The sequence below is a fragment of the Vibrio sp. C8 genome, assembly GCF_054051265.1.
The window spans coordinates 32933-53171 of record NZ_JBPAOE010000050.1; the positions used below are offsets into that span (position 1 = coordinate 32933).

Below are 20239 nucleotides of genomic sequence, written 5' to 3' on the forward strand. Positions count from 1 at the left end.
CCTCAACTCGCAATCGCTTGCATTATGGCAGGTACGGAAAGTTCTTCAGTGGGTATCTCTGCTACCGATTTTCTGTCTCGTAATACGATGACGCGGTCGGCGTAACCAACCAGTTCTTCGAGTTCGGAAGAGATAACCAACAGAGCGAGCCCGTTAGCACAGAGACTTTCAATCAGACGAATGATCTCGGCATGTGCGCCAACGTCGATACCTCGCGTTGGTTCATCGAGAATCAGGAACTTCGGCTTAGTAAGCAACCATCGAGCAAGTAGAACCTTTTGCTGATTACCACCAGAGAGAAACTCCACAGGTTGGTCAAGGCTCGGTGTTTTGATGGCTAATTGGTCGATATAGCGTTGTGCCACCGCTTCCTGCTCTTTACGAGAGATGGGTTTAAACCAGCCACGTTGTGCCTGTAAAGCCAGAATAATATTTTCACGGACAGAAGCCGCGCCAATGATGCCGTCGGTTTTGCGATCTTCAGGGCAGTAACCAAAACCCAGATGGGAGGCTTGGCGAGCTGATCGAACTTGAATAGGGCGCCCCTTCAAAGTACAGGTACCGGAATCGCTTGGGTCAATACCAAAAATCACTTTCGCAGTTTCGGTGCGACCGGAGCCTAATAACCCAGCCAAGCCTACAATTTCTCCGGCATGAACTTCAAGGTTGAAGGGATGGATAGTGCCTTTTTTGCCATAGTTAGCAAAGGCCACCATCGGCTCATTATGCTTACGAGTTTTACCTGCACGTTTCAGAGCTGTATCTTCCAGCTCGCGGCCAAGCATCATTTTCACTAGCTCTATTTGTGGTAGTTCACGGGTTTCTTTGGTGCCAACCAACTGGCCGTTGCGTAAGACGGTAATGCGATCACTGACTTCATAAACTTGATCAAGAAAGTGAGTGATGAAAATCAGACTCACGCCTTTCTCTTTGAGCCCTAGCATAATGTTAAATAACATTTTCACTTCGTTGCTATCGAGGCTGGCTGTCGGCTCATCAAGAATTAGTATTTTGGCTGACAGTGAAATCGCTCTGGCGATCGCGATCACTTGCTGAATCGCGACAGAGAACTGGTTGAGAGGCTGAGTTACATCAATATCTAAGCCATAGCTGGTGACGATTCTACGTGCTTTTGCAGCCATGGTTTTGCGGTCAACAAAGCCCCATTTTTTAGGCTCATTGCCGATAAAAAGGTTGTCCATTACGGACATGTTCGGTAGCAGGTTGACTTCTTGATAAACAGTGCCGATTCCGAGATGTTGTGCATGAGCGGTATTCTGTGGAGAAATGGATTGACCATCGAGAGTAATTTCACCGCCATCACGTTGATACACACCGGTTAAGGTTTTCACTAACGTTGATTTACCTGCGCCATTTTCCCCCAATAACGCCATTATTTCGCCTTTTCTCAGGCTGAAATCGACATTTTCTAGCGCTTTAACGCCGGGGAAATATTTGCAGATCCCTTTGGCATCTAATATGACATCTTGCTGATTGTTTAACGGCATAATAACTCCAACAATCTATACTCTTCCCACTTGAAGCTGCATGGGTGTTGGCTACGTTCGTTCACCCCAATCACATAGTTTATCTATGCTCATGGGGATTCACTTACTTGCCGCTTACCTGCAACTCCAAGTGGTTTGAGTATAAAGCATGCCTCCCTAATGGGAGGGTGATAATAAAATTAATAACCTAAGTCTTTTTTCATTTCTAACTGAGCTTTTGCATCAGCTGGTAAATATAAATTGGACTCGGTAACAATTTTCTTCGGTGGAATTGTGCCTTTATCTTTATAAGCCATAAGTGCATCAAGAGCAGGGCCTGCCATATTTGGCGTCAGCTCAACGGTCGCATTCGCTTCACCGTTCATCATCGCTTTAAATATATCTGGAACCGCATCAATAGAGACAATTAAAATATCGCTGCCCGGTTTTAAACCTGCTTCTTTAATTGCTTGAATTGCACCGATTGCCATATCGTCGTTATGGGCGAATACCGCACAAATATTTTTGCCGTTATTCTCTGCTTTAATAAAGCTTTCCATAACTTCTTTACCTTTACTACGGGTAAATTCGCCTGACTGAGTACGTACAATCTTAATATTGTCGATTTTGTCTACAGTGTCGCTGAAGCCTTTTTTACGGTCGATAGCCACACTCGCACCCACGGTGCCTTGCAGTTCAACCACGTTACATGGTTTGCCAGCCACTTTGTCGATAAGCCATTTACCCGCTACAGCGCCTTCCAGCACGTTATCAGCGGTTACCGCAGTCATATAAAGTGAGTCATCTTCTACTGTGATACCACGGTCTAACAGGAACACTGGGATGCCATAATCTTTTGCTTCTTCAAGCACTGGTCCCCAACCGGTTTGTACCACAGGTGCGATAAAGATTGCATCTACACCTTGTGCGATGAAAGAGCGTACCGCTTTGATTTGGTTTTCTTGCTTTTGTTGTGCATCAGAAATTTTCAGTGTCACACCGCGTTTTTCAGCTTCAACTTTGGATACAGCTGTTTCAGCTGCTCGCCAGCCTGATTCAGATCCAATTTGAGAGAAACCAACGGTTAATGAGGCAGCCATTAGTGAACCAGACATTAGGATGGTACTGACAGCAGTTGCTAAAGTGAGTTTTTTTAACATGATTAAATCCCTATCTTGTTTAACTCTCTCTCCGTTCAAGAAACGACAGCGTTTTTATGAATGTACTTACTCCACAACATAGATGTTATTACATCGGTTCTACGTTAAGGATACCTGTTCATTTTTGCTTAACTGACATTTCAAAGACCTTGAGAAATTCTTGTTTCACGTATTGCTCGTTATTAAAAATTATTAAAATAGCCATGAGCAATGAAATATTAAGACGCATAAATTATTGGTGGTTAGATTTTAATCACATAAAAAATTTGGTAGCAAGATAGTCCATTTTATTAGCAACTTATTCCCAAAAAACTAATACCTAAGTGCAATCAAAATATTGCATTTAAATGATTCGCGATTATGAACTTAATTTTCTTGAATAAAAAAAGCCCTCCTATAACAGAGGGCAACATGAGAAAGGTATATAAATAGAGGTGTTATTTATCCTTTTTATTTGATAATGCAGTCGTATTGGCTTCGTTTGTTTACCCAATCACAGAGGTTTTCATGATCAATCGACTCACTCACACACTGAACTGCAATGCCAAATAGTTTCGTTAATATTTTTACTGAGATTTCTGTTTGTAACGGTCGAAAATAACCGCAGCAAGCAGAATTGCACCGCGAACAACATATTGAGCAAATGGAGACATGTTTAACAAGTTCATCGCGTTTTCTACTGTACCCAAGATTAGAACACCTGCGATAACGTAAGAAACCTTACCAATACCGCCTTTCAATGAAACCCCACCCAATACACACGCGGAGATAACCACGAGCTCGAAACCAACAGAAGTCATTGGCTGACCTGATGTCATTCGTGCTGCAAGGATGACACCTGCCAGTGCGGAGATAAAACCCGAAATGGTGAAAATCATCATCTTGGTTTTGACCACATTAACACCCGCCAGACGTGCCGCTTCTTCGTTACCGCCAATCGCTAGTGTGTTGCGGCCATATACGGTGCGGTTGAGAAGGAAAGCAAACACACCGAAAGTGATCAACGTTAACCAGATTGGTGTTGGAATACCCAGAATTGAAGAGTTACCTAAAGCAAAGAAGCTCTCTTCAGTGATACCTACGGCTTTACCGTCAGAGATGATGTAACCAAGACCACGAGCAATCTGCATAGTGGCGAGTGTTGTGATCAGTGCGTTGATTTGCAGCTTGGCGATAACGAAGCCGTTTAGCAGACCAAATACCACACCAGAAAGCAAGCCTGCACCAATGCCGAGTACTACGCTGCTGGTGGCGTTGATAGCCACTGCGGTTACAACGCCAGAACAGGCAATAATAGAGGCAACAGAAAGGTCTAAGTCGCCACAAGCCAGACAGAACAACATGGCACACGCCACCATACCACTCATTGAAATCGCGAGGCCAAGGCCTTTCATGTTGATGAAGGTAGCAAAGTATGGAACAAACAGGCAGCAGAGTATAAACAGACCTGCAAACACCATCAGCATTCCAAATTTGTCCCAGATTTTAGAGAAGTGAAATCCGCCGGATTTCTCCTCTGATGCCATCGCTTTAGTAGGGCTAGATAAAGACATAATGATATTCCTCAGGTTTAAGCTGCAGCCGATTCTTTGTCGAGCATCGCAAGACGAAGAGCGGTTTGTTCGTTAAATTCATCTCGTTGAAGTTCGCCCGTCACTGCGCCATCTTTCATGACAAGTATGCGGTCAGAAATCCCCAACACTTCAGGTAAATCGCTGGAAACGACCAATACGGTGACTCCGTTTTCCGCCAGCTTAAAAATCAATTCGTAAATTTCAGATTTTGCACCCACATCGATACCGCGTGTCGGTTCATCCAGTAAGATCACGCTCATCGCGGTAGACAACCAACGACCAAGAATTACTTTTTGTTGGTTACCGCCAGACAATTTGCCGATAGGCTGTTCAAGGGATGCTGCCTTCACATTCAATGCTTGTTTTTGCTTGGTTGCGTTGTCTTTTTCCCAAGTAAAATCGATCAAGCTGTTAAATTTCAGGTGCCATGGGCGAGCACTGATGTTAGTGTTTTCTTGCACCGACATGATCGGCACAATGCCATGCGCTTTGCGGTCTTCAGAGCAAAGGGTTATGCCTGCCCGAATCGCATCTTGTGGTGATTTAATGCCAATTTTCACATCGTGAAGGTAAAGGTCACCCGCCGTTTTACGCTCCGCACCAAACACCAAGCGAGTCAGCTCGGTACGTCCTGCACCAACAAGACCAAACAAGCCAAGAATTTCACCTTGTTTAATGTCCAGTGAAACCGGAGCAGAAAGCCCTGGGCCTTGAATGCTTTCTAGACGTAAGCCACTTTTGCCCAGTTCTCTAGAACGGTAGTTGTAGATGTCGTTAATCTCGCGGCCAACCATCAGTTCTACGAGACGATCGTGAGTCAGTTCCGACATGTCTTCAAATGAACTAACGTGTTGACCATCTTTGAAGATGGTAATGGCATCACAGAGATCGAAAATCTCTTCCATACGGTGAGAGACATACATGATGACTTTGCCTGCATCTCTTAGCTCACGGATAACCTTGAACAGGTTTTGGATCTCACGCTGAGAGAGGCTACTGGTCGGTTCATCGAACGCAATAATTTGCGCGTTGCGGCTAAGAGCTTTGGCGATTTCCACCATTTGCCATTGGCCGATAGATAATTCTTTTAGTTGGCATGCAGGGTCGAAAGTTTCACCGAGACGCTCTAACTGCACACGTGCATTTTTGTTTAGCGTTTCGGTATCCACTAGGCCACCTTTGGTTGGAAGCTGCCCAAGATAAATATTCTCAGCAACGGTCAGCTCAGGAACTAAATTCAGTTCTTGGTAGATGATAGCGATACCGTGCTCCAGTGCATCGTTGGTTGAGGTAAGGTTGATTTTTTTACCATCAATCGCGATATGACCTTCTGTTGGCTGGTGGAACCCACTTAAGGTTTTAAGCAGAGTTGATTTTCCTGCACCGTTTTCTCCCATTAAAGCGTGAACACTGCCTGCGCTTGCGCGGAAACTGACGTTGTTCAGTGCTTTTACACCAGGGAAGTGCTTCGAAATATTACAAAACTCTATGTAAGAAGGGGACTTCGCCATGACATTCTCTCCGTTAAATCAAGAGGGTGACGGCCAAAGTAGCCGTCACCAAAATTGAGCCTATAGCCCTTTTTTCGCTAGTTCGTCTTTGAAGTTGTCACGAGTGATAAGAACTACGTCAGTAACTTCAACGAATTTACTTGGTTCAACGTCGTCTTTTACCCATTTGTAAAGTGATTCAATACTTTTGTAGCCGTGTACGTCTGGGCTTGGTAGTAGAGAGCCGTAGAAGCCAGTTGCATTTGCTTTAGCCAGTTCGTTCACCGCATCTACACCGTTGATACCAATACCGATAATGTTGTCCGCACCGAAGCCTTGACCTTCAGTCGCACGGATACCACCAAGAACGGTGTTGTCATTCATACCAACAACAAGCCATTGTTTAACATTTGGGTATTGAACAAGTAGTGAGTTCGCAGCGTCCAACGCTCCTGGGATGTCGTTAGTTTTCGTCGGTACGCGATAGATTTGACCTTCTGGGAAACCCGCTTGTTTTAGAGCAGAGATAGAACCATCAACACGACGACGTGCAGTGTCTAACTCATCAGCAGTGATAGCCATTACACCTGTTGTTGCTACGTCCCAGTTACGTTTTGTCATTTCTTTATAAAGTTCAGAACCTTGGCGCTCACCGATAGCGGTTGCCGCCATCATGACCAAAGGTACGTCAACCATAGGTTCGCCTTTAGCGTTGAGGAACTGGTCATCAACGGTTACGACTTTAAGATCATAGCTTTTTGCTTTCGCCATGATTGCAGGACCCAACTTAGGATCCGGAGTACAGATAACGAAACCCTTCGCGCCTTGAGCGGCAAGAGTATCGATAGCATTCAGTGTTTTTTCACCATCTGGCACAGCCATTTTTACCACTTCAAAACCTAGGTCTTTACCCGCTTTCTCGGCAAATGACCATTCCGTTTGGAACCATGGTTCTTCTGGTTGTTTAACTAGGTAGCCTAGTCGCATGTCATCGCTTGAACCAAAGAACGCGTTGGCAGAAGCGCTTAACATTGTTGCCCCGGTTAAGGCTGTCGCTATTAATAGTTTTTTTAGTTTCATTGTTATTCCATCCGCTGGGTAGGGTTTGTTTCACCGACATCTTTGAAGATTTAATTTGAAGTTGAAGTGATGAAAATCACACCAAAAAAATGTAGCGATTTTGTCCATTTATTTAGCGGAGGCGAACATGATGGTGATCTCAAATGTTACGTTTTAGTACATTTCTGATTACTTTTGGCATGTGTGTAATCATTTACACTCGTGATTTTGTCTTATTTATAAAGGGTTGGAACGTTTTTTAAACAGCTGCACAGAAATATGTTTTTGGCAAATTTGTCCATACATCTAGCAGGCAGTGTCATGGCTGAATCATCCATGCAGGGGTATAACAAACAAAAATATCACCCTACATGGAGTTGTTATGAAGCATTTAGCGACACAAGCTGAACACGTGATTGGTCTGGACTTCGGTTCGGATTCGGTGCGTGCATTATTGGTCAACGCTGTTAGTGGTGAGGAGGTGGCATCTGGTGTCACTTACTACCCACGTTGGATGGAAGGCCAGTTTAACGAGCCTGAACAATCTCAGTTTCGTCACCACCCGAAAGACTACATCGAAGCTATGACTCAAGCGATACGTGAAGCGCTTGAACAAGTTCCTGCGGACATCGCTCAGTCTGTAGTGGGTATTGGCGTAGATACAACGGGTTCGACACCTGCACCGGTTGATGCACAAGGTAATGTTTTAGCGTTGTTACCTGAATTTACCGAAAACCCGAACGCGATGTTCATCTTGTGGAAAGACCACACATCGGTATCTAAAGCCGATTTAATTAATGAATTGGCCCACGGCGGCGAATTCATCGACTACACCAAATACATTGGTGGCATTTACTCTTCAGAATGGTTCTGGGCAAAAGCGGCTTGGGTCAGTGAGCAAGATGAGCAAGTGGCGAAAGCGGCACATAGCTGGGTGGAGTTGTGTGACTGGATTCCGGCGATCCTGTCCGGCAACGAACACCCAAGCAAATTCCGTCACGGTATCTGTGCGGCTGGTCATAAAGCAATGTGGCATGACAGCTGGGGCGGTTTACCTGATCAAAAATTTCTCTCTGCAATTTCGCCAACACTCGATGGCATTCGTGAGCGCATGTTTGATGTGGTTTATACCTCAGAAGACGTTTCGGGTTATTTGACTCAAGAGTGGGCTGATAAACTGGGCTTACCTGCGGGTTTAGCGATTGCGGTCGGCGAGTTCGACTGTCATATGGGCGCTGTCGGCGCAGGTGCCGGTAAACATGACTTGGTCAAAGTGATTGGTACTTCTACTTGTGACATTTTAATGGTTGATGCAGACCAAGTCGGCGACCGTACCATTCACGGAATTTGTGGTCAGGTCAAAGGCAGTGCCTTGCCAAGTTTGATGGCTCTGGAAGCCGGTCAATCTGCGTTTGGCGATGTTTACGCTTGGTATAAACGCGTGCTGATGTGGCCAATTCAAGCATTAGCAAAAACCAATCCAGAAGCAGCCAAAGTGATGGAGCAATTGGATAAAGCGATTATTCCAATGCTTGCGGACTCTGCGCAGCAATATGGATTCAATGACAACTCGCCACTGGCAATGGACTGGCATAACGGTCGTCGTACTCCTTACGCAAACCAACGTCTCAAAGGCGCGGTTACCGATTTGAACCTGGGTTCGACCGCACCAGCAATGTTTGCAGCGCTTGTGGAGTCAACAGCGCACGGCGCAAAAGCGATTGTCGACTGTTTTGTTGACCAAGGTATGGATGTTGAACGTGTTATCGCCATCGGCGGTATCTCGCAAAAATCCCCATACGTGATGCAGATGTGTGCTGATGTTATTGGTCGTGACATTGCAGTGGCAAGCTCTGAACAATGTTGTGCTCTGGGTGCTGCTATCTTCGCCGCTGTTGCAGCAGGTATTTACGATGATGCTCAGCAAGCACAGAAAGCGATGGCTAGCCCAATCAGCCAAGTTTACAAGCCGAATGCGGCTGCAAAAGCACTGCGTGAACAACGTTACTCTGCTTACCGTGAACTGGGTCAACACCTAGAGCAAATCTCTGAAGCAAAACATGCTCAGGAGCGTAATCATGGGTGATTTGTTGAACCAACAAGAGCGCCTGAAAAAGCTACGCCACGAAGTATGGCAAGCTAACTTGGATCTTGAACGTCACAAGTTAGTGACGTTCACTTGGGGCAACGTGTCGGCTATCGACCGAGAGTCTGGCTTGGTAGTGATTAAGCCAAGTGGTGTCGCTTACGAAGATTTAAGCGCCGAAAACATGGTGGTGGTCGATCTGCAAGGCAATGTGGTCGAAGGCGAATTGAATCCGTCTTCTGACACCGCGACGCACCTCGTACTCTACCGTACCTACGCCAAAATCGGTGGTGTGGTTCATACTCATTCACCTCAAGCAACCGCTTGGGCTCAGGCTGGTAAAGCGATTCCTGCTTTAGGTACCACTCATGCGGACTACTTCTACGGCAGCATTCCATGTACTCGTGCGCTAACCAATCAAGAGATCGATTCCGATTATGAATTGAATACTGGTCTGGTGATCGCAGAAACCATCGGCGACAACGACCCAATTGCGATTCCGGGAATTCTCGTCAAAGAACACGCGCCGTTTTGTTGGGGTAAAGATGCCCATCAAGCGGTGCACAACGCAGTGGTGACAGAGGTTGTTGCCGGTATGGCCATGCAAACTCTGCAGATCAATCCTGCGGTGGAATACATCAATCAAGCATTGCTCGATAAGCACTACCTACGTAAACACGGAGCGAATGCTTATTACGGTCAGTCAGCTAAGAATAAAGGGTAAGTCATGAAAGTATTTAATGAAAAACAAGTTTGGTTTGTCACTGGTTCACAAACGCTATACGGACCGAAAGTGTTAGAAAACGTCGCGCAAGACAGCGCGCAGATCGTTGCCAGCTTCAATCAAAGCAACGCTATCTCAGTACCTATGCTAGATAAAGGTACGGTGAAGTCTCCTGATGAAATCTTAAATGTGTGCCGTGCGGCGAACAACGATCCTGACTGTGTTGGTTTAGTACTTTGGATGCACACCTTCTCTCCAGCGAAAATGTGGATTGCGGGTCTATCTCAACTGAACAAACCATTCCTTCATCTGCATACTCAGTTCAATGCCGCACTTCCTTGGGACGACATAGACATGAACTACATGAACACTCACCAAAGTGCACATGGTTGTCGTGAGTTTGGCTTTATCGGCACTCGTATGGGGATTGACCGTAAAGTGGTAGTTGGTCACTGGCAGAATCCAAATGTTCACGCGGAAATTGATGATTGGTGCCGCGCTGCTATCGGTATCAATGCTGGTCAGAATCTAAAAGTGGCGCGTTTTGGTGACAACATGCGTCAAGTTGCGGTAACCGAAGGCAACAAAGTTTCAGCTCAAATCCAGTTCGGCTACGAAGTGAACGCTTACGGCTTGGGTGAACTGACTGAAGCGGTTCAATCGGTTTCGGATGCGGATGTCTCTCGTCTGCTTGATGAATACGCTTCAACCTACGAAATGAAGCCAGAGCTGCTGACAGATTCTGCTCTGCTTAAACTGATGCAACACGAAGCTCGCTTAGAAATGGGTATGGAGCGTTTCTTAACTGACGTAGGCGCAAGTGCATTTACTAACACCTTCGAAAACTTAACCGGTTTGGGTTCTCTGCCAGGTCTTGCAACACAACGTCTAATGGCGAAAGGCTTTGGTTACGGCGGTGAAGGCGACTGGAAGACCTCTGCAATGGTTCACATCATGAAGCAGATGGGTAAAGGTCGCCAAGGTGGTACTTCATTTATGGAAGACTACACCTATAACTTCGGTGCCACTGACCAAGCTCTTGGCGCGCACATGCTAGAAGTGTGTCCGTCGATTGCGGCAGCAAAACCACGCCTAGAAATCCACCGTCATACCATTGGTTTGAAGTGTGATGTACCTCGTCTGTTGTTCAGCGGCAAAGAAGGCAATGCGCTAAACGTGTCTGTGATTGACCTAGGTAATCGCTTCCGCATGGTAGTGAACACGTTGAAAACAGTCGCTCCACCGCAAAGCATGCCTCATCTTCCCGTAGCACACGCGTTATGGGAACCAATGCCAAACCTACAAGTGGCTGCGGCGACTTGGATTCACGCGGGTGGCGCGCACCACAGTGCGTACAGCCAACAGGTGAGTGTGGATATGTTGGCGGATTATGCGGACATTCTGGGAATGGAAATGGTTGTGATCGACGAAAGCACTGAGACTCGTAAGTTCAAGCAAGAGCTAAAAACGAACAGCTTGTACTACCGTCTAGCTTCAGGTGTTTAATCGATAAATCCTCCCTCACAGTGACATGGCTGTGAGGGAGAGGTTGTAGAGGTATTTATGGCGGTTGACGAATCTAAAACAGAGCCGGGCTTCGATGTTCACAGTCCGCTTGATATTAATTACCACCAATGGACACTGCGAGTCGCAGGTCAGAATCCGGAGAAGTTTGAGCTTCTATATGAGGATAAGGTGTTGTATCAAGGCAAGCTGGAACTGATTAACAATGGTGAGCAGTTGGATGTTTCTGAGGCTCAGTGGAAGTTTCGTCATCGCCACGATCGAATAGAGCAGTGGTGTCAGTTGCATCATGTCGACAAGCTATCCGTCAACATGAACTACTACTTTCACGATAAAGCAGTGGTGATTGAGTATTTGGCGCGTAATAGTATTCCGACCCGTTTAGACATTAGACATGAGATAGTGCCGCTGGATAGCGTGGAGAATGATCAACCTCCACAATCAGAACAACCGGATTGGCAACGCTGTCGTCATGGTCTTCCTAGTGAATCTATTCGTCACTCCATTAAACCCGATCTGTTTCGCGAAGCTTTTTCAGCGACTCAGTGGATCGTATTAGATAAAATGTGATGTCGAAAATCGCAATACTTCCGGGCTCAACATACACTAGAAAAAATTCTAATGATTGTTGGTCTATGCAAAACACAGATCCACTCAAGCCGGGGTATGACTTTGATGCGCATTTAGTCGCGGGGCTCACTCCCATTATCGAAGGTGATGAGCTCGACTACACCATTGATCGTCCAAACGGCATGAAAGGGTACATCATCAATATCACCAGCAAAGGTGAAGGCACCATTTTTTCCGGTGAACATGAGTTCCATGTTAAAGCTGGAGACATACTCTTGTTTCCTCCTAGCGCCGCTCACTATTACCGCCGAAAAGAAGACAACGCTTCATGGTTTCACCGTTGGATATATTTCCGTCCACGAGCCTTCTGGAATGACTGGTTAAATTGGCAGTTAGAACGTAATGGGGTTTATGTTACCAGCGGTTTATCTGCGCAGGACATCGAACACATTGAAAGCTTGTTTGTTGATATCGAATATACCGCTAAATCAGACCTCCCATATCGGGATGATTTGGCAATCAACTTGCTTGAGCAGTTACTGATCCGTTGTAAATCAGTGCAACCAGATGTGGTCAGCAAACCGCTTGATCCGCGAATCATTCAAGCGATCAACTACATGACGCAAAACCTCAATCAGGATTTCACTCTTGAGGAAATTGCAGCGCATACCTGCTTGTCGCCTTCTCGTTTAGGACACTTGTTCCGCGACGAAATGAAGATGACCATTACCCAATGGCGCGATGACCAACGTATTAGCCGCGCGAAGCAATTGTTAGTGACTACTCACTATTCGGTTAACCACATAGGTCGAATAGTAGGCTATTCCGATCCCCTTTATTTTTCTCGCGTATTCAAGCGCAAAGCGGGTGTCAGCCCGAAGCTGTATCGCGAGAAAATCACCTGACAAATTATCTTAAACAAAGCCAGAGACTTTCTCCGGCGTTGTTTTGTTACTAGCTAAATAACAATGATGAGAGCAAGTATCTTGAGCTAGATTCCAGCTTTAGCTGTAAAGCGCATGGCATTTTCAACAATGATTATTTCTAAACTATAGTTGATTTGTTGGTTGGCAAAAGGAGTAGCCAGAATGAATCAAGAAGCCTTGCTCTCTCGTTTTAATGAATTACCTCGTATTGAAAGTATCCAGCAAGAGCTACTGAACATGGTCAACAGTGAGAACCTCAACTTCAGTGAGCTTTCGCGTAAGATGTCGATGGACCAAGTGCTTAGTGCTCGTGTGTTGCGAATGGCAAATTCAGCTCAGTTTGGTGGCGCGCATGGTGTTTCAACGATTAACGAAGCGATCATTCGTGTCGGCAGCGGTGCGGTACGAACGCTGGTCTCTTCATCGGTTGTGTCTGGTGTCTTCCCTAAACTCGAAACTCTTAATATCAAAGACTATTGGGCCAATACTTTTGAAATTGCCATGATTGCCAGCAAACTGGCACGAGCCGCACGCTTAGACCCCAATGAAGCCTTTACTACAGGGGTGCTACACAATATCGGTGAACTTATGATTCATGCGTTAGAGCCTGATATAGCGTCACAAATTAAATACCGCGTTGATCATGGTGAGGAGTTGATTGCGGTGCAAAAAGAGCTGCTCGATACCGATGCTCAGGAGCTTGGGGCAAGGCTAGCTCGCGAGTGGCAGTTCCCTTCAGACATGGCGGATGCGATAGAAAATGTGAATCATCCGGGCAAGGCTACAGAAGCCAAACGTCTGGCCTGTGTGCTGTTTTTAGCGCGCGAAATTCACAAGCGATGGGACTCATTGTTTGATGAACGAGAAAAGCGTGCATTTCTTACTCGTCACCCAGCGGCGAAGGCCTTGGCGTTATCATCGGATGTTTATATTGAAATTGACCGAGTTCGGGGGCATGGGGTGGAGCTTGCCCATCAATTGTTTTAAGTCGGAAGCAGAACTCAGTTCGCCCACGCAGAAACGTGGGCTTTGATGTCAGCGTTTAAGTGGACGGTGCGAGCTTGTTTGAAAACTTCAGTTGTTGCACAACAAGACCAATAATGATCATCACTAAGCCGATTAACGTTGAAGGATGAATCTCCTCGCCAATAATTGTTGCCAGCAGTATTAGTGAGATAAACGGAGAGGCAAAAATCAAGTTACTGATGCGCGCTGTGTTGTTGGTGCTTTTCAACGCGCCGAGCCAGAGCACAAAGGTAATGCCCATTTCAAATAAACCTACATAAGTGACCGCAGCCCAGCCGTTAAAGGTTATTTGGCTCCAGGGAGCGCTTTCATAAAGGTTTAAACCGATAGTAAACGGAATGGCCACAAGGAACCCAAGTAGTACACCGACGACAGGTTCTGCTTGGTTTTTGGTGTTGAGAATCCAGTAACCAGCCCAAAGCAGTGTGGAAAGTAGCGCTAAACCGACACCAAGTGGGCTGTCGAATTTCAAACCCAACACATCACCTTTAGTCGCTATCACAATAACGCCTAAGTAACTGAGAACACAGGCGAGCCAATCTTGCTTTCTGATAGTTTGACCCAAGAAAACCGCCGCCATCAACGTTAAAGTGATTGCCCAGCTATAATTAATTGACTGAGCTTGCGAAGCTGGAAGTAAAGCATACGCTTTAAATAGAATTAAATAGTAAGCCAGAGGGTTAATCAGCCCTAGAAGTAAGTAGTACCAAGGGTTAGCAAAAAAGGTGCTGGCGATCAGATTTAGATGACCTCTAAGGGCGCAAATAATGAATAAAGCCAGTGCAGAGACAATACTTGCGATAGTGAGCATTTGAATTGGCGTGAATTCGGCCAGAGTGAGTTTGAAAGCTGTGGCAACGGTTGACCAAAGTAGGACTGCGGATAGCCCTAGCCCTAATGCACGACGCTCATTCATTGGTTTTCCCTAACTTTATTTGACGTTATTTGGCTAGTCTAACGGTGGAATAAATTCGCCACAAACTGGACATTTATCCAGTATGGAAATACCATTTTTGTCAACAGACTTAAGTCACGACTAGACGAAGTAAATCTTTATGATGCAATGGATTATCAACAATATACTGCTTTGGGCGCCTGCTCTCGCGAGTGCGATTATTTCTGGGAGCGTGATTGGGCTTTGGGTTAAGCAGAAAATGCAGGTGAGAACCCAACTGCTTGATCAGCAAATTATTAATGATGCTCGTTGGTATCAACAGCAAATCGAGCAACTGAAGGTAAGCTTGAACAACAGTTTGGGTGAGCTGGAAGAGCTGGATCAAGAGCGAGACAAAGCAGAGTTTGAGCTAAAGCAGCTGCACGGCAAACTGATGGCTGCTATGGAAAAACTGCGTTATTTCGATGCCGTGAAGCTGGAACGAGATCAGTACAACGATGAGTTGAACCATTTACGTGAGCTTAAAGCGCAGCTTGATGTTCAGTTGCGTGAGCAAGAAGCGCGTCATCAACAGCAGATAGAGTCGAATGCAGAAAAGTTACGTTTACTGGAAACCGCAGAAGAGCGCTTGAAACAGCAATTTGAACACCTTGCTAACCAAGTGTTTGAAGAGAAATCAGCCAAAGTGGATCAACAGAACAAACAGAGCCTTGATAGCTTATTGAGCCCACTGAAAGAGCAGTTAGAAGGTTTCCGTAAACAGGTGAATGACAACTTCAATAGCGAAGCCAAAGAACGTCACACCTTGGTACACGAGCTGCGTAATTTGCAAAATCTTAATGAACAGATGGCAAAAGAGGCGTTGAACCTTACTCAGGCACTAAAAGGCGACAACAAGCAGCAGGGCAACTGGGGTGAAGTGGTTCTTGCGCGTGTGCTGGCTGAATCAGGCTTGCGTGAAGGCCATGAGTACGAAACTCAGGTTAGTTTGCAAAATGATATGGGCAAGCGTTATCAGCCGGATGTAATTGTTCATCTACCACAAGATAAACAAGTGGTGGTGGATTCTAAAATGGCGCTGGTGGCTTATGAACGTTATTTCCATGCAGAAACCGACGAAGAGCGCGATGCTGCTTTGCGCGATCACTTGCTTGCACTTCGTAATCACATCAAGGGATTAAGCCAGAAAGACTATCATCAGCTTCGCGGCATTGAGAGCCTCGATTATGTGCTGATGTTTATTCCGGTGGAACCTGCATTCCAAGTCGCGATTCAGGCTGACCCAAGCTTGGTGAAAGATGCGATGGAGCAAAACATTATCCTTGTCAGCCCAACCACATTGCTGGTGGCGCTGCGTACCATTGATAACCTATGGCGCAATGATCGTCAGAACCAAAATGCCCGTCTTATTGCCGAGCGTGCCAGCAAGCTCTACGACAAGCTGCGTCTGTTCGTTGATGATATGGAAGGGTTGGGGTCTGCGTTAGACAGAGCCAACCAAAATTATCAGGGTGCGATGAACAAGCTTGTCACTGGACGCGGAAATGCCATCAGCCAGGCAGAAAGCTTTAAGCAACTTGGGGTTGAAGTGAAACGTTCGATCCATTCTCAGTGGGCGGAAAAGGCACAAATTGGCGAAGATTATGAAAATGCCCCTTTAGTAGAAAGACATCAAGGAGAGGATAAAGTAAACTGATTGCCCGCGGCAGTTTAGTCACTTTTTTGAACGCTTTTTTCAACAGGAAAGTTCTCATAACAAGAGTGCGCTGCATAGCAACCAAATTGAAAAGCAACGAATGATGGCGGGCGCAATAGCGACCACGATGACGGATAGAAACGATGACGGACAGTAGTAGCGTGCAAACGAATACAGCAATGACAGATCAAGACACAACGCATTTCGGTTTCGAAACCGTTCGTAAAGAAGAAAAAGCAACCAAAGTCGCTCAGGTGTTTCACTCAGTAGCAGCGAAATACGACATCATGAATGACTTAATGTCAGGTGGTGTTCATCGACTATGGAAGCGTTTTACGATTGATTGCTCAGGCGCACGTCCGGGACAAAAAATTCTCGATCTTGGTGGCGGTACTGGTGACCTAGCCGCCAAGTTTTCTCGTATCGTTGGCGATAAAGGCCACGTTATTCTGGCGGACATCAATAACTCAATGCTAAACGTAGGTCGCGACAAACTGCGTGATCGTGGCATTGTCGGCAACGTTGATTTCGTACAAGCGAACGCAGAAGAGCTGCCGTTCCCTGATAACCATTTTGACTGCATCACTATCAGCTTCTGTCTGCGTAACGTAACAGACAAAGACAAAGCACTGCGCTCTATGTACCGTGTTCTGAAACCGGGTGGTCGTCTGTTAGTGCTTGAGTTTTCTAAACCTGTCTTAGATCCGCTTTCTAAAATTTATGATGCCTATTCGTTCCATATCTTGCCAAAAATGGGTGAACTGATTGCTAACGATGCAGACAGCTACCGCTATTTAGCAGAATCGATTCGTATGCATCCAGACCAAGAAACGCTGAAAGGTATGATGGTTGAAGCTGGTTTTGAGCAAGCAAACTACTACAACCTAACAGGTGGTATCGTCGCACTGCACCGCGGTTACAAATTCTAAGGACCGCTTATGCCGTTTGAACCTCTCGTCACCGCGGTGATTGAAACTACTCTAAATACCCTGATTAAAGACGATCCTAACTTGGGTCGTCGTCTCGCACGCCTTAAAGGGCAAGTCATTCAAGTGCATCTCAAAGAGCTGAACAAGACACTAACGTTTGTGTTTAGCCAACAGATCGATGTACTGGCAAATTATGAAGGCAAACCCGACTGTTACTTGTCACTGCATCTTTCTGTACTGCCTGAACTGCGTGAACAAGCCAATATCACTAAACTCATCAAACAAGATAAGTTGGTGTTGGAAGGTGATATCCAACTGGCTCAGAAATTTTCTCAATTGATGACAGATTGCAAACCTGACATTGAAGAGTGGCTGTCACGAGTCACTGGTGATGTGGTTGCTCACACTGTGGTTCAGGGGGCGAAAAACGTTGGCTCTTTGCTGACTTCTCAGTTTAACAAGCATCAGAACCATCTGGCTCAAGTGCTGACTGAAGAGTGGCGCATTGCACCCGCTCCGTTAGAGATTGCCTATTTCTGCGACCAAGTGGATGAGGTGAAAAGTCAGGCTGCACGTTTAGATGCAAAGCTAACTACGCTGCTAGAGAAAATAAGCAAGGAAAACGCTGAGGTTGCCAAATAACTTATGACGCCTTCAGAACTAAAGCGCCTATATAGAATTATTAAAGTACAGCTTGAATATGGTCTGGATGAATTCCTTCCTGATCATCAGTTAGCAAAAGCTCCACGCTTGCTGCGTAAATCGCTGTTTTGGATTCGTAATCAGCACAGTGATAAGCCGTTAGGTGAACGTCTGCGTCTTGCTCTGCAAGAGTTAGGGCCAGTGTGGATTAAGTTTGGTCAGATGATGTCAACTCGTCGTGATCTGTTCCCGCCACATATCGCTGATCAGCTTGCGCTACTGCAAGACAAGGTTGCGCCATTTGACGGTAAACTCGCCAAACAGCAGATGGAAAAAGCGCTCGGCGGCAGTTTAGAAACTTGGTTTGACGATTTTGATATCGAACCTCTGGCGTCAGCTTCGATTGCTCAGGTACACACCGCGAAACTAAAAGAGAACGGTCGCGAGATCGTTTTAAAAGTGATTCGCCCTGATATTCGTCCGGTGATTGATGCCGATATTAAGCTGATGTATCGCATGGCGCGTATTGTTGCCAAAGCGACTCCGGAGACGAAGCGTCTCAAGCCCGTCGAAGTGGTACGAGAGTACGAAAAAACGCTGATCGATGAGCTGGATTTACGCAGAGAAGCGGCCAACGCGATTCGCTTGCGTCGTAACTTCGAAGATAGTGAAGAACTTTACGTTCCTGAAATAATTAGCGATTTGAGTAATGAAACTGTCATGGTTTCTGAGCGAATATACGGCATTCAGGTTTCCGACGTAGAACGTTTGCAAGCAAACGGCACCAATATGAAGCTGTTAGCTGAACGCGGAGTGAGCGTGTTTTTCACTCAGGTGTTCCGCGATAGTTTCTTCCATGCCGACATGCATCCGGGCAATGTGTTTGTGAACCCTGAACATCCAGAAAATCCGCAGTGGATTGGCTTGGACTGTGGCATCGTAGGCACACTCAACAGCGAAGATAAACGTTACTTGGCCGAAAACTTCTTGGCGTTTTTTAACCGAGATTACCGCAAAGTCGCTGAGCTGCACGTTGATTCTGGCTGGGTACCTCACGATACCAATATTGATGAGTTTGAAGTCGCAATTCGTATCGTCTGTGAACCTATTTTTGCAAAACCTCTTTGTGAAATTTCCTTTGGCCATGTGTTGTTGAACCTGTTCAATACCGCGCGCCGATTCAATATGGAAGTTCAACCACAATTGGTATTGCTGCAGAAAACTCTGCTTTATGTTGAAGGGCTTGGTCGCCAGCTTTATCCGCAACTCGATTTGTGGCAAACGGCGAAACCTTTCCTAGAAAAATGGATGATGAACCAAGTGGGGCCGCAAGCTGTCATCAATGCAGTAAAAGAGCGTGCGCCATTCTGGGCAGAAAAATTACCTGAGTTACCAGAGCTGCTATACGACAGTTTACGCCAAGGTAAAGTGATGAATCAGCGTATTGATCAGCTTTACCAAGGCTATCGAGAGACAAAGCGTCAGCAGGCTACAGGCAAGTTTTTATTTGGTATTGGCGCCACATTAGTCGTATGCTCGGCAATACTGGTCGCCAGTCACTTTGAGCAGTTAGCTGTGGGCAGTGCGGTTGCAGGCTTCACATTTTGGCTGTTTAGTTGGCGGGCTTATCGTCGTTAGGCGATAAACTTCAGAAATCATTATGAGTAAATAACCCCGAGGTAGAAATAATGGGTGGTATCAGTATTTGGCAACTTCTTATCATTGCTGTGATCGTAGTTCTATTGTTTGGTACAAAGAAATTACGTGGCATCGGCGGTGATCTTGGTGGTGCAGTAAAAGGTTTCAAAAAGGCAATGGCTGAAGAAGAAAAGCCAGAAGAAAAAGACGCTGACTTTGAACCAAAGAATTTGGAGCAACAAAAAACAGCTGCTTCAACAGAAACTAAAAAAGACAAAGAGCAGGCTTAAAGAGTGTTCGATATCGGTTTTTGGGAGCTGGTATTAATCTCTGTTGTTGCTTTAGTTGTATTAGGTCCTGAACGTTTGCCACATGCTATTCGCAGCGTAACCAAGTTTATTGGCGCGGCGAAAAGTATGGCGAACAGTGTGAAAGATGAGCTGGCTCATGAGCTGAAAGTGCAAGAGTTACAAGACAACTTGCGCAAGGCTGAGCAAATGGGCATGAAGAATCTTTCACCTGAACTTCAAGAATCGGTCGATAAACTAAAGCAAGCGGCGCAAGATGTTCAGCGTCCTTATGCTGCATCGAACAATACGCAAACAGCGGATAATTCAGCCGCAACGAGCGCAGAAACTATGGATGTTTCAGAATCAATCAAGGGTTCAGAAACGATAAATGTTACTGCGCAAGCTCAAACTCAGCCAACTGAGGAAGAGTCTAAATCGGCAGAAAAGAAAGCCGAATAAGCCATCAAATGAAGAGCACAAGTTGCTCTTCATTTTCTGTTTTATGATCTCAGTTATATGAGCT

The 20239-nt window shown here is 45.8% G+C and carries 18 protein-coding genes; 12 read left to right on the top strand and 6 right to left on the bottom strand.

What is annotated here, in order from left to right:
- Positions 1-2 precede the first annotated feature (2 nt).
- From ytfR to ACRQQK_RS17810, 5 genes are all read right to left on the bottom strand, one after another.
- A complete protein-coding gene (gene ytfR / locus ACRQQK_RS17790) occupies positions 3-1508 on the bottom strand; it encodes a galactofuranose ABC transporter, ATP-binding protein YtfR (RefSeq protein WP_457513622.1) in 1506 nt (501 codons plus the stop codon).
- Between the two features lie 179 nt (positions 1509-1687).
- The gene (gene ytfQ, locus ACRQQK_RS17795; RefSeq protein WP_457513624.1) at positions 1688-2647 is read right to left on the bottom strand and encodes a galactofuranose ABC transporter, galactofuranose-binding protein YtfQ; all 960 of its coding nucleotides are present in this window, start codon (positions 2645-2647) and stop codon (positions 1688-1690) included.
- 566 nt (positions 2648-3213) lie between these two features.
- Positions 3214-4200: an L-arabinose ABC transporter permease AraH gene (araH, locus tag ACRQQK_RS17800; RefSeq protein WP_457513626.1), complete on the bottom strand. Its 987-nt coding sequence runs from the start codon at positions 4198-4200 to the stop codon at positions 3214-3216.
- Between the two features lie 17 nt (positions 4201-4217).
- Complete coding sequence (gene araG / locus ACRQQK_RS17805; RefSeq protein WP_457513628.1) at positions 4218-5732, bottom strand: L-arabinose ABC transporter ATP-binding protein AraG; 1515 nt, start codon at positions 5730-5732, stop codon at positions 4218-4220.
- Positions 5733-5792: 60 nt separating this feature from the next.
- The gene (locus ACRQQK_RS17810; protein WP_457513630.1) at positions 5793-6791 is read right to left on the bottom strand and encodes an arabinose ABC transporter substrate-binding protein; all 999 of its coding nucleotides are present in this window, start codon (positions 6789-6791) and stop codon (positions 5793-5795) included.
- A 361-nt stretch (positions 6792-7152) separates the two neighbouring features.
- On the opposite strand from ACRQQK_RS17810, the gene ACRQQK_RS17815 reads away from it, so the two are divergent.
- The 6 genes from ACRQQK_RS17815 to ACRQQK_RS17840 all read left to right on the top strand — a co-directional run bounded on the left by ACRQQK_RS17815 (position 7153) and on the right by ACRQQK_RS17840 (position 13587).
- Positions 7153-8856 (top strand): ribulokinase, encoded by a 1704-nt coding sequence (locus tag ACRQQK_RS17815; protein WP_457513632.1) that lies wholly within the window; start codon positions 7153-7155, stop codon positions 8854-8856.
- A complete protein-coding gene (locus ACRQQK_RS17820) occupies positions 8849-9580 on the top strand; it encodes an L-ribulose-5-phosphate 4-epimerase (RefSeq protein WP_457513634.1) in 732 nt (243 codons plus the stop codon). Before ACRQQK_RS17815 ends, ACRQQK_RS17820 begins: the two co-directional genes overlap by 8 nt.
- A 3-nt stretch (positions 9581-9583) precedes the next feature.
- Positions 9584-11086: an L-arabinose isomerase gene (gene araA / locus ACRQQK_RS17825; protein WP_457513636.1), complete on the top strand. Its 1503-nt coding sequence runs from the start codon at positions 9584-9586 to the stop codon at positions 11084-11086.
- Between the two features lie 57 nt (positions 11087-11143).
- Positions 11144-11674, top strand: a complete 531-nt coding sequence (locus tag ACRQQK_RS17830; RefSeq protein ID WP_457513638.1) for a hypothetical protein — start codon at positions 11144-11146, stop codon at positions 11672-11674.
- Positions 11675-11739: 65 nt separating this feature from the next.
- Positions 11740-12579 carry an arabinose operon transcriptional regulator AraC gene (gene araC / locus ACRQQK_RS17835; protein WP_457513640.1) on the top strand — a complete coding sequence of 280 codons (840 nt, stop codon included), beginning with the start codon at positions 11740-11742 and terminating at the stop codon, positions 12577-12579.
- Between the two features lie 183 nt (positions 12580-12762).
- Positions 12763-13587 (top strand): HDOD domain-containing protein, encoded by an 825-nt coding sequence (locus tag ACRQQK_RS17840; protein ID WP_457513642.1) that lies wholly within the window; start codon positions 12763-12765, stop codon positions 13585-13587.
- Positions 13588-13642: 55 nt separating this feature from the next.
- On the opposite strand, the gene ACRQQK_RS17845 is transcribed toward ACRQQK_RS17840, so the two are convergent.
- Complete coding sequence (locus ACRQQK_RS17845) at positions 13643-14542, bottom strand: DMT family transporter (protein WP_457513644.1); 900 nt, start codon at positions 14540-14542, stop codon at positions 13643-13645.
- A gap of 142 nt (positions 14543-14684) precedes the next feature.
- On the opposite strand from ACRQQK_RS17845, the gene rmuC reads away from it, so the two are divergent.
- The 6 genes from rmuC to tatB all read left to right on the top strand — a co-directional run bounded on the left by rmuC (position 14685) and on the right by tatB (position 20175).
- Positions 14685-16217, top strand: a complete 1533-nt coding sequence (gene rmuC, locus ACRQQK_RS17850) for a DNA recombination protein RmuC (RefSeq protein WP_457513888.1) — start codon at positions 14685-14687, stop codon at positions 16215-16217.
- Between the two features lie 143 nt (positions 16218-16360).
- Positions 16361-17146 carry a bifunctional demethylmenaquinone methyltransferase/2-methoxy-6-polyprenyl-1,4-benzoquinol methylase UbiE gene (gene ubiE, locus ACRQQK_RS17855; protein ID WP_457513646.1) on the top strand — a complete coding sequence of 262 codons (786 nt, stop codon included), beginning with the start codon at positions 16361-16363 and terminating at the stop codon, positions 17144-17146.
- A 9-nt stretch (positions 17147-17155) separates the two neighbouring features.
- Positions 17156-17788, top strand: coding sequence for a ubiquinone biosynthesis accessory factor UbiJ (locus tag ACRQQK_RS17860; RefSeq protein WP_457513648.1), 633 nt, complete (start codon positions 17156-17158; stop codon positions 17786-17788).
- Positions 17789-17791: 3 nt separating this feature from the next.
- The gene (gene ubiB / locus ACRQQK_RS17865; RefSeq protein ID WP_457513650.1) at positions 17792-19426 is read left to right on the top strand and encodes a ubiquinone biosynthesis regulatory protein kinase UbiB; all 1635 of its coding nucleotides are present in this window, start codon (positions 17792-17794) and stop codon (positions 19424-19426) included.
- Between the two features lie 50 nt (positions 19427-19476).
- Positions 19477-19716 (top strand): Sec-independent protein translocase subunit TatA, encoded by a 240-nt coding sequence (gene tatA / locus ACRQQK_RS17870; protein ID WP_042487922.1) that lies wholly within the window; start codon positions 19477-19479, stop codon positions 19714-19716.
- A 3-nt stretch (positions 19717-19719) separates the two neighbouring features.
- Complete coding sequence (tatB, locus tag ACRQQK_RS17875) at positions 19720-20175, top strand: Sec-independent protein translocase protein TatB (RefSeq protein ID WP_457513652.1); 456 nt, start codon at positions 19720-19722, stop codon at positions 20173-20175.
- Positions 20176-20239: the final 64 nt, after the last annotated feature.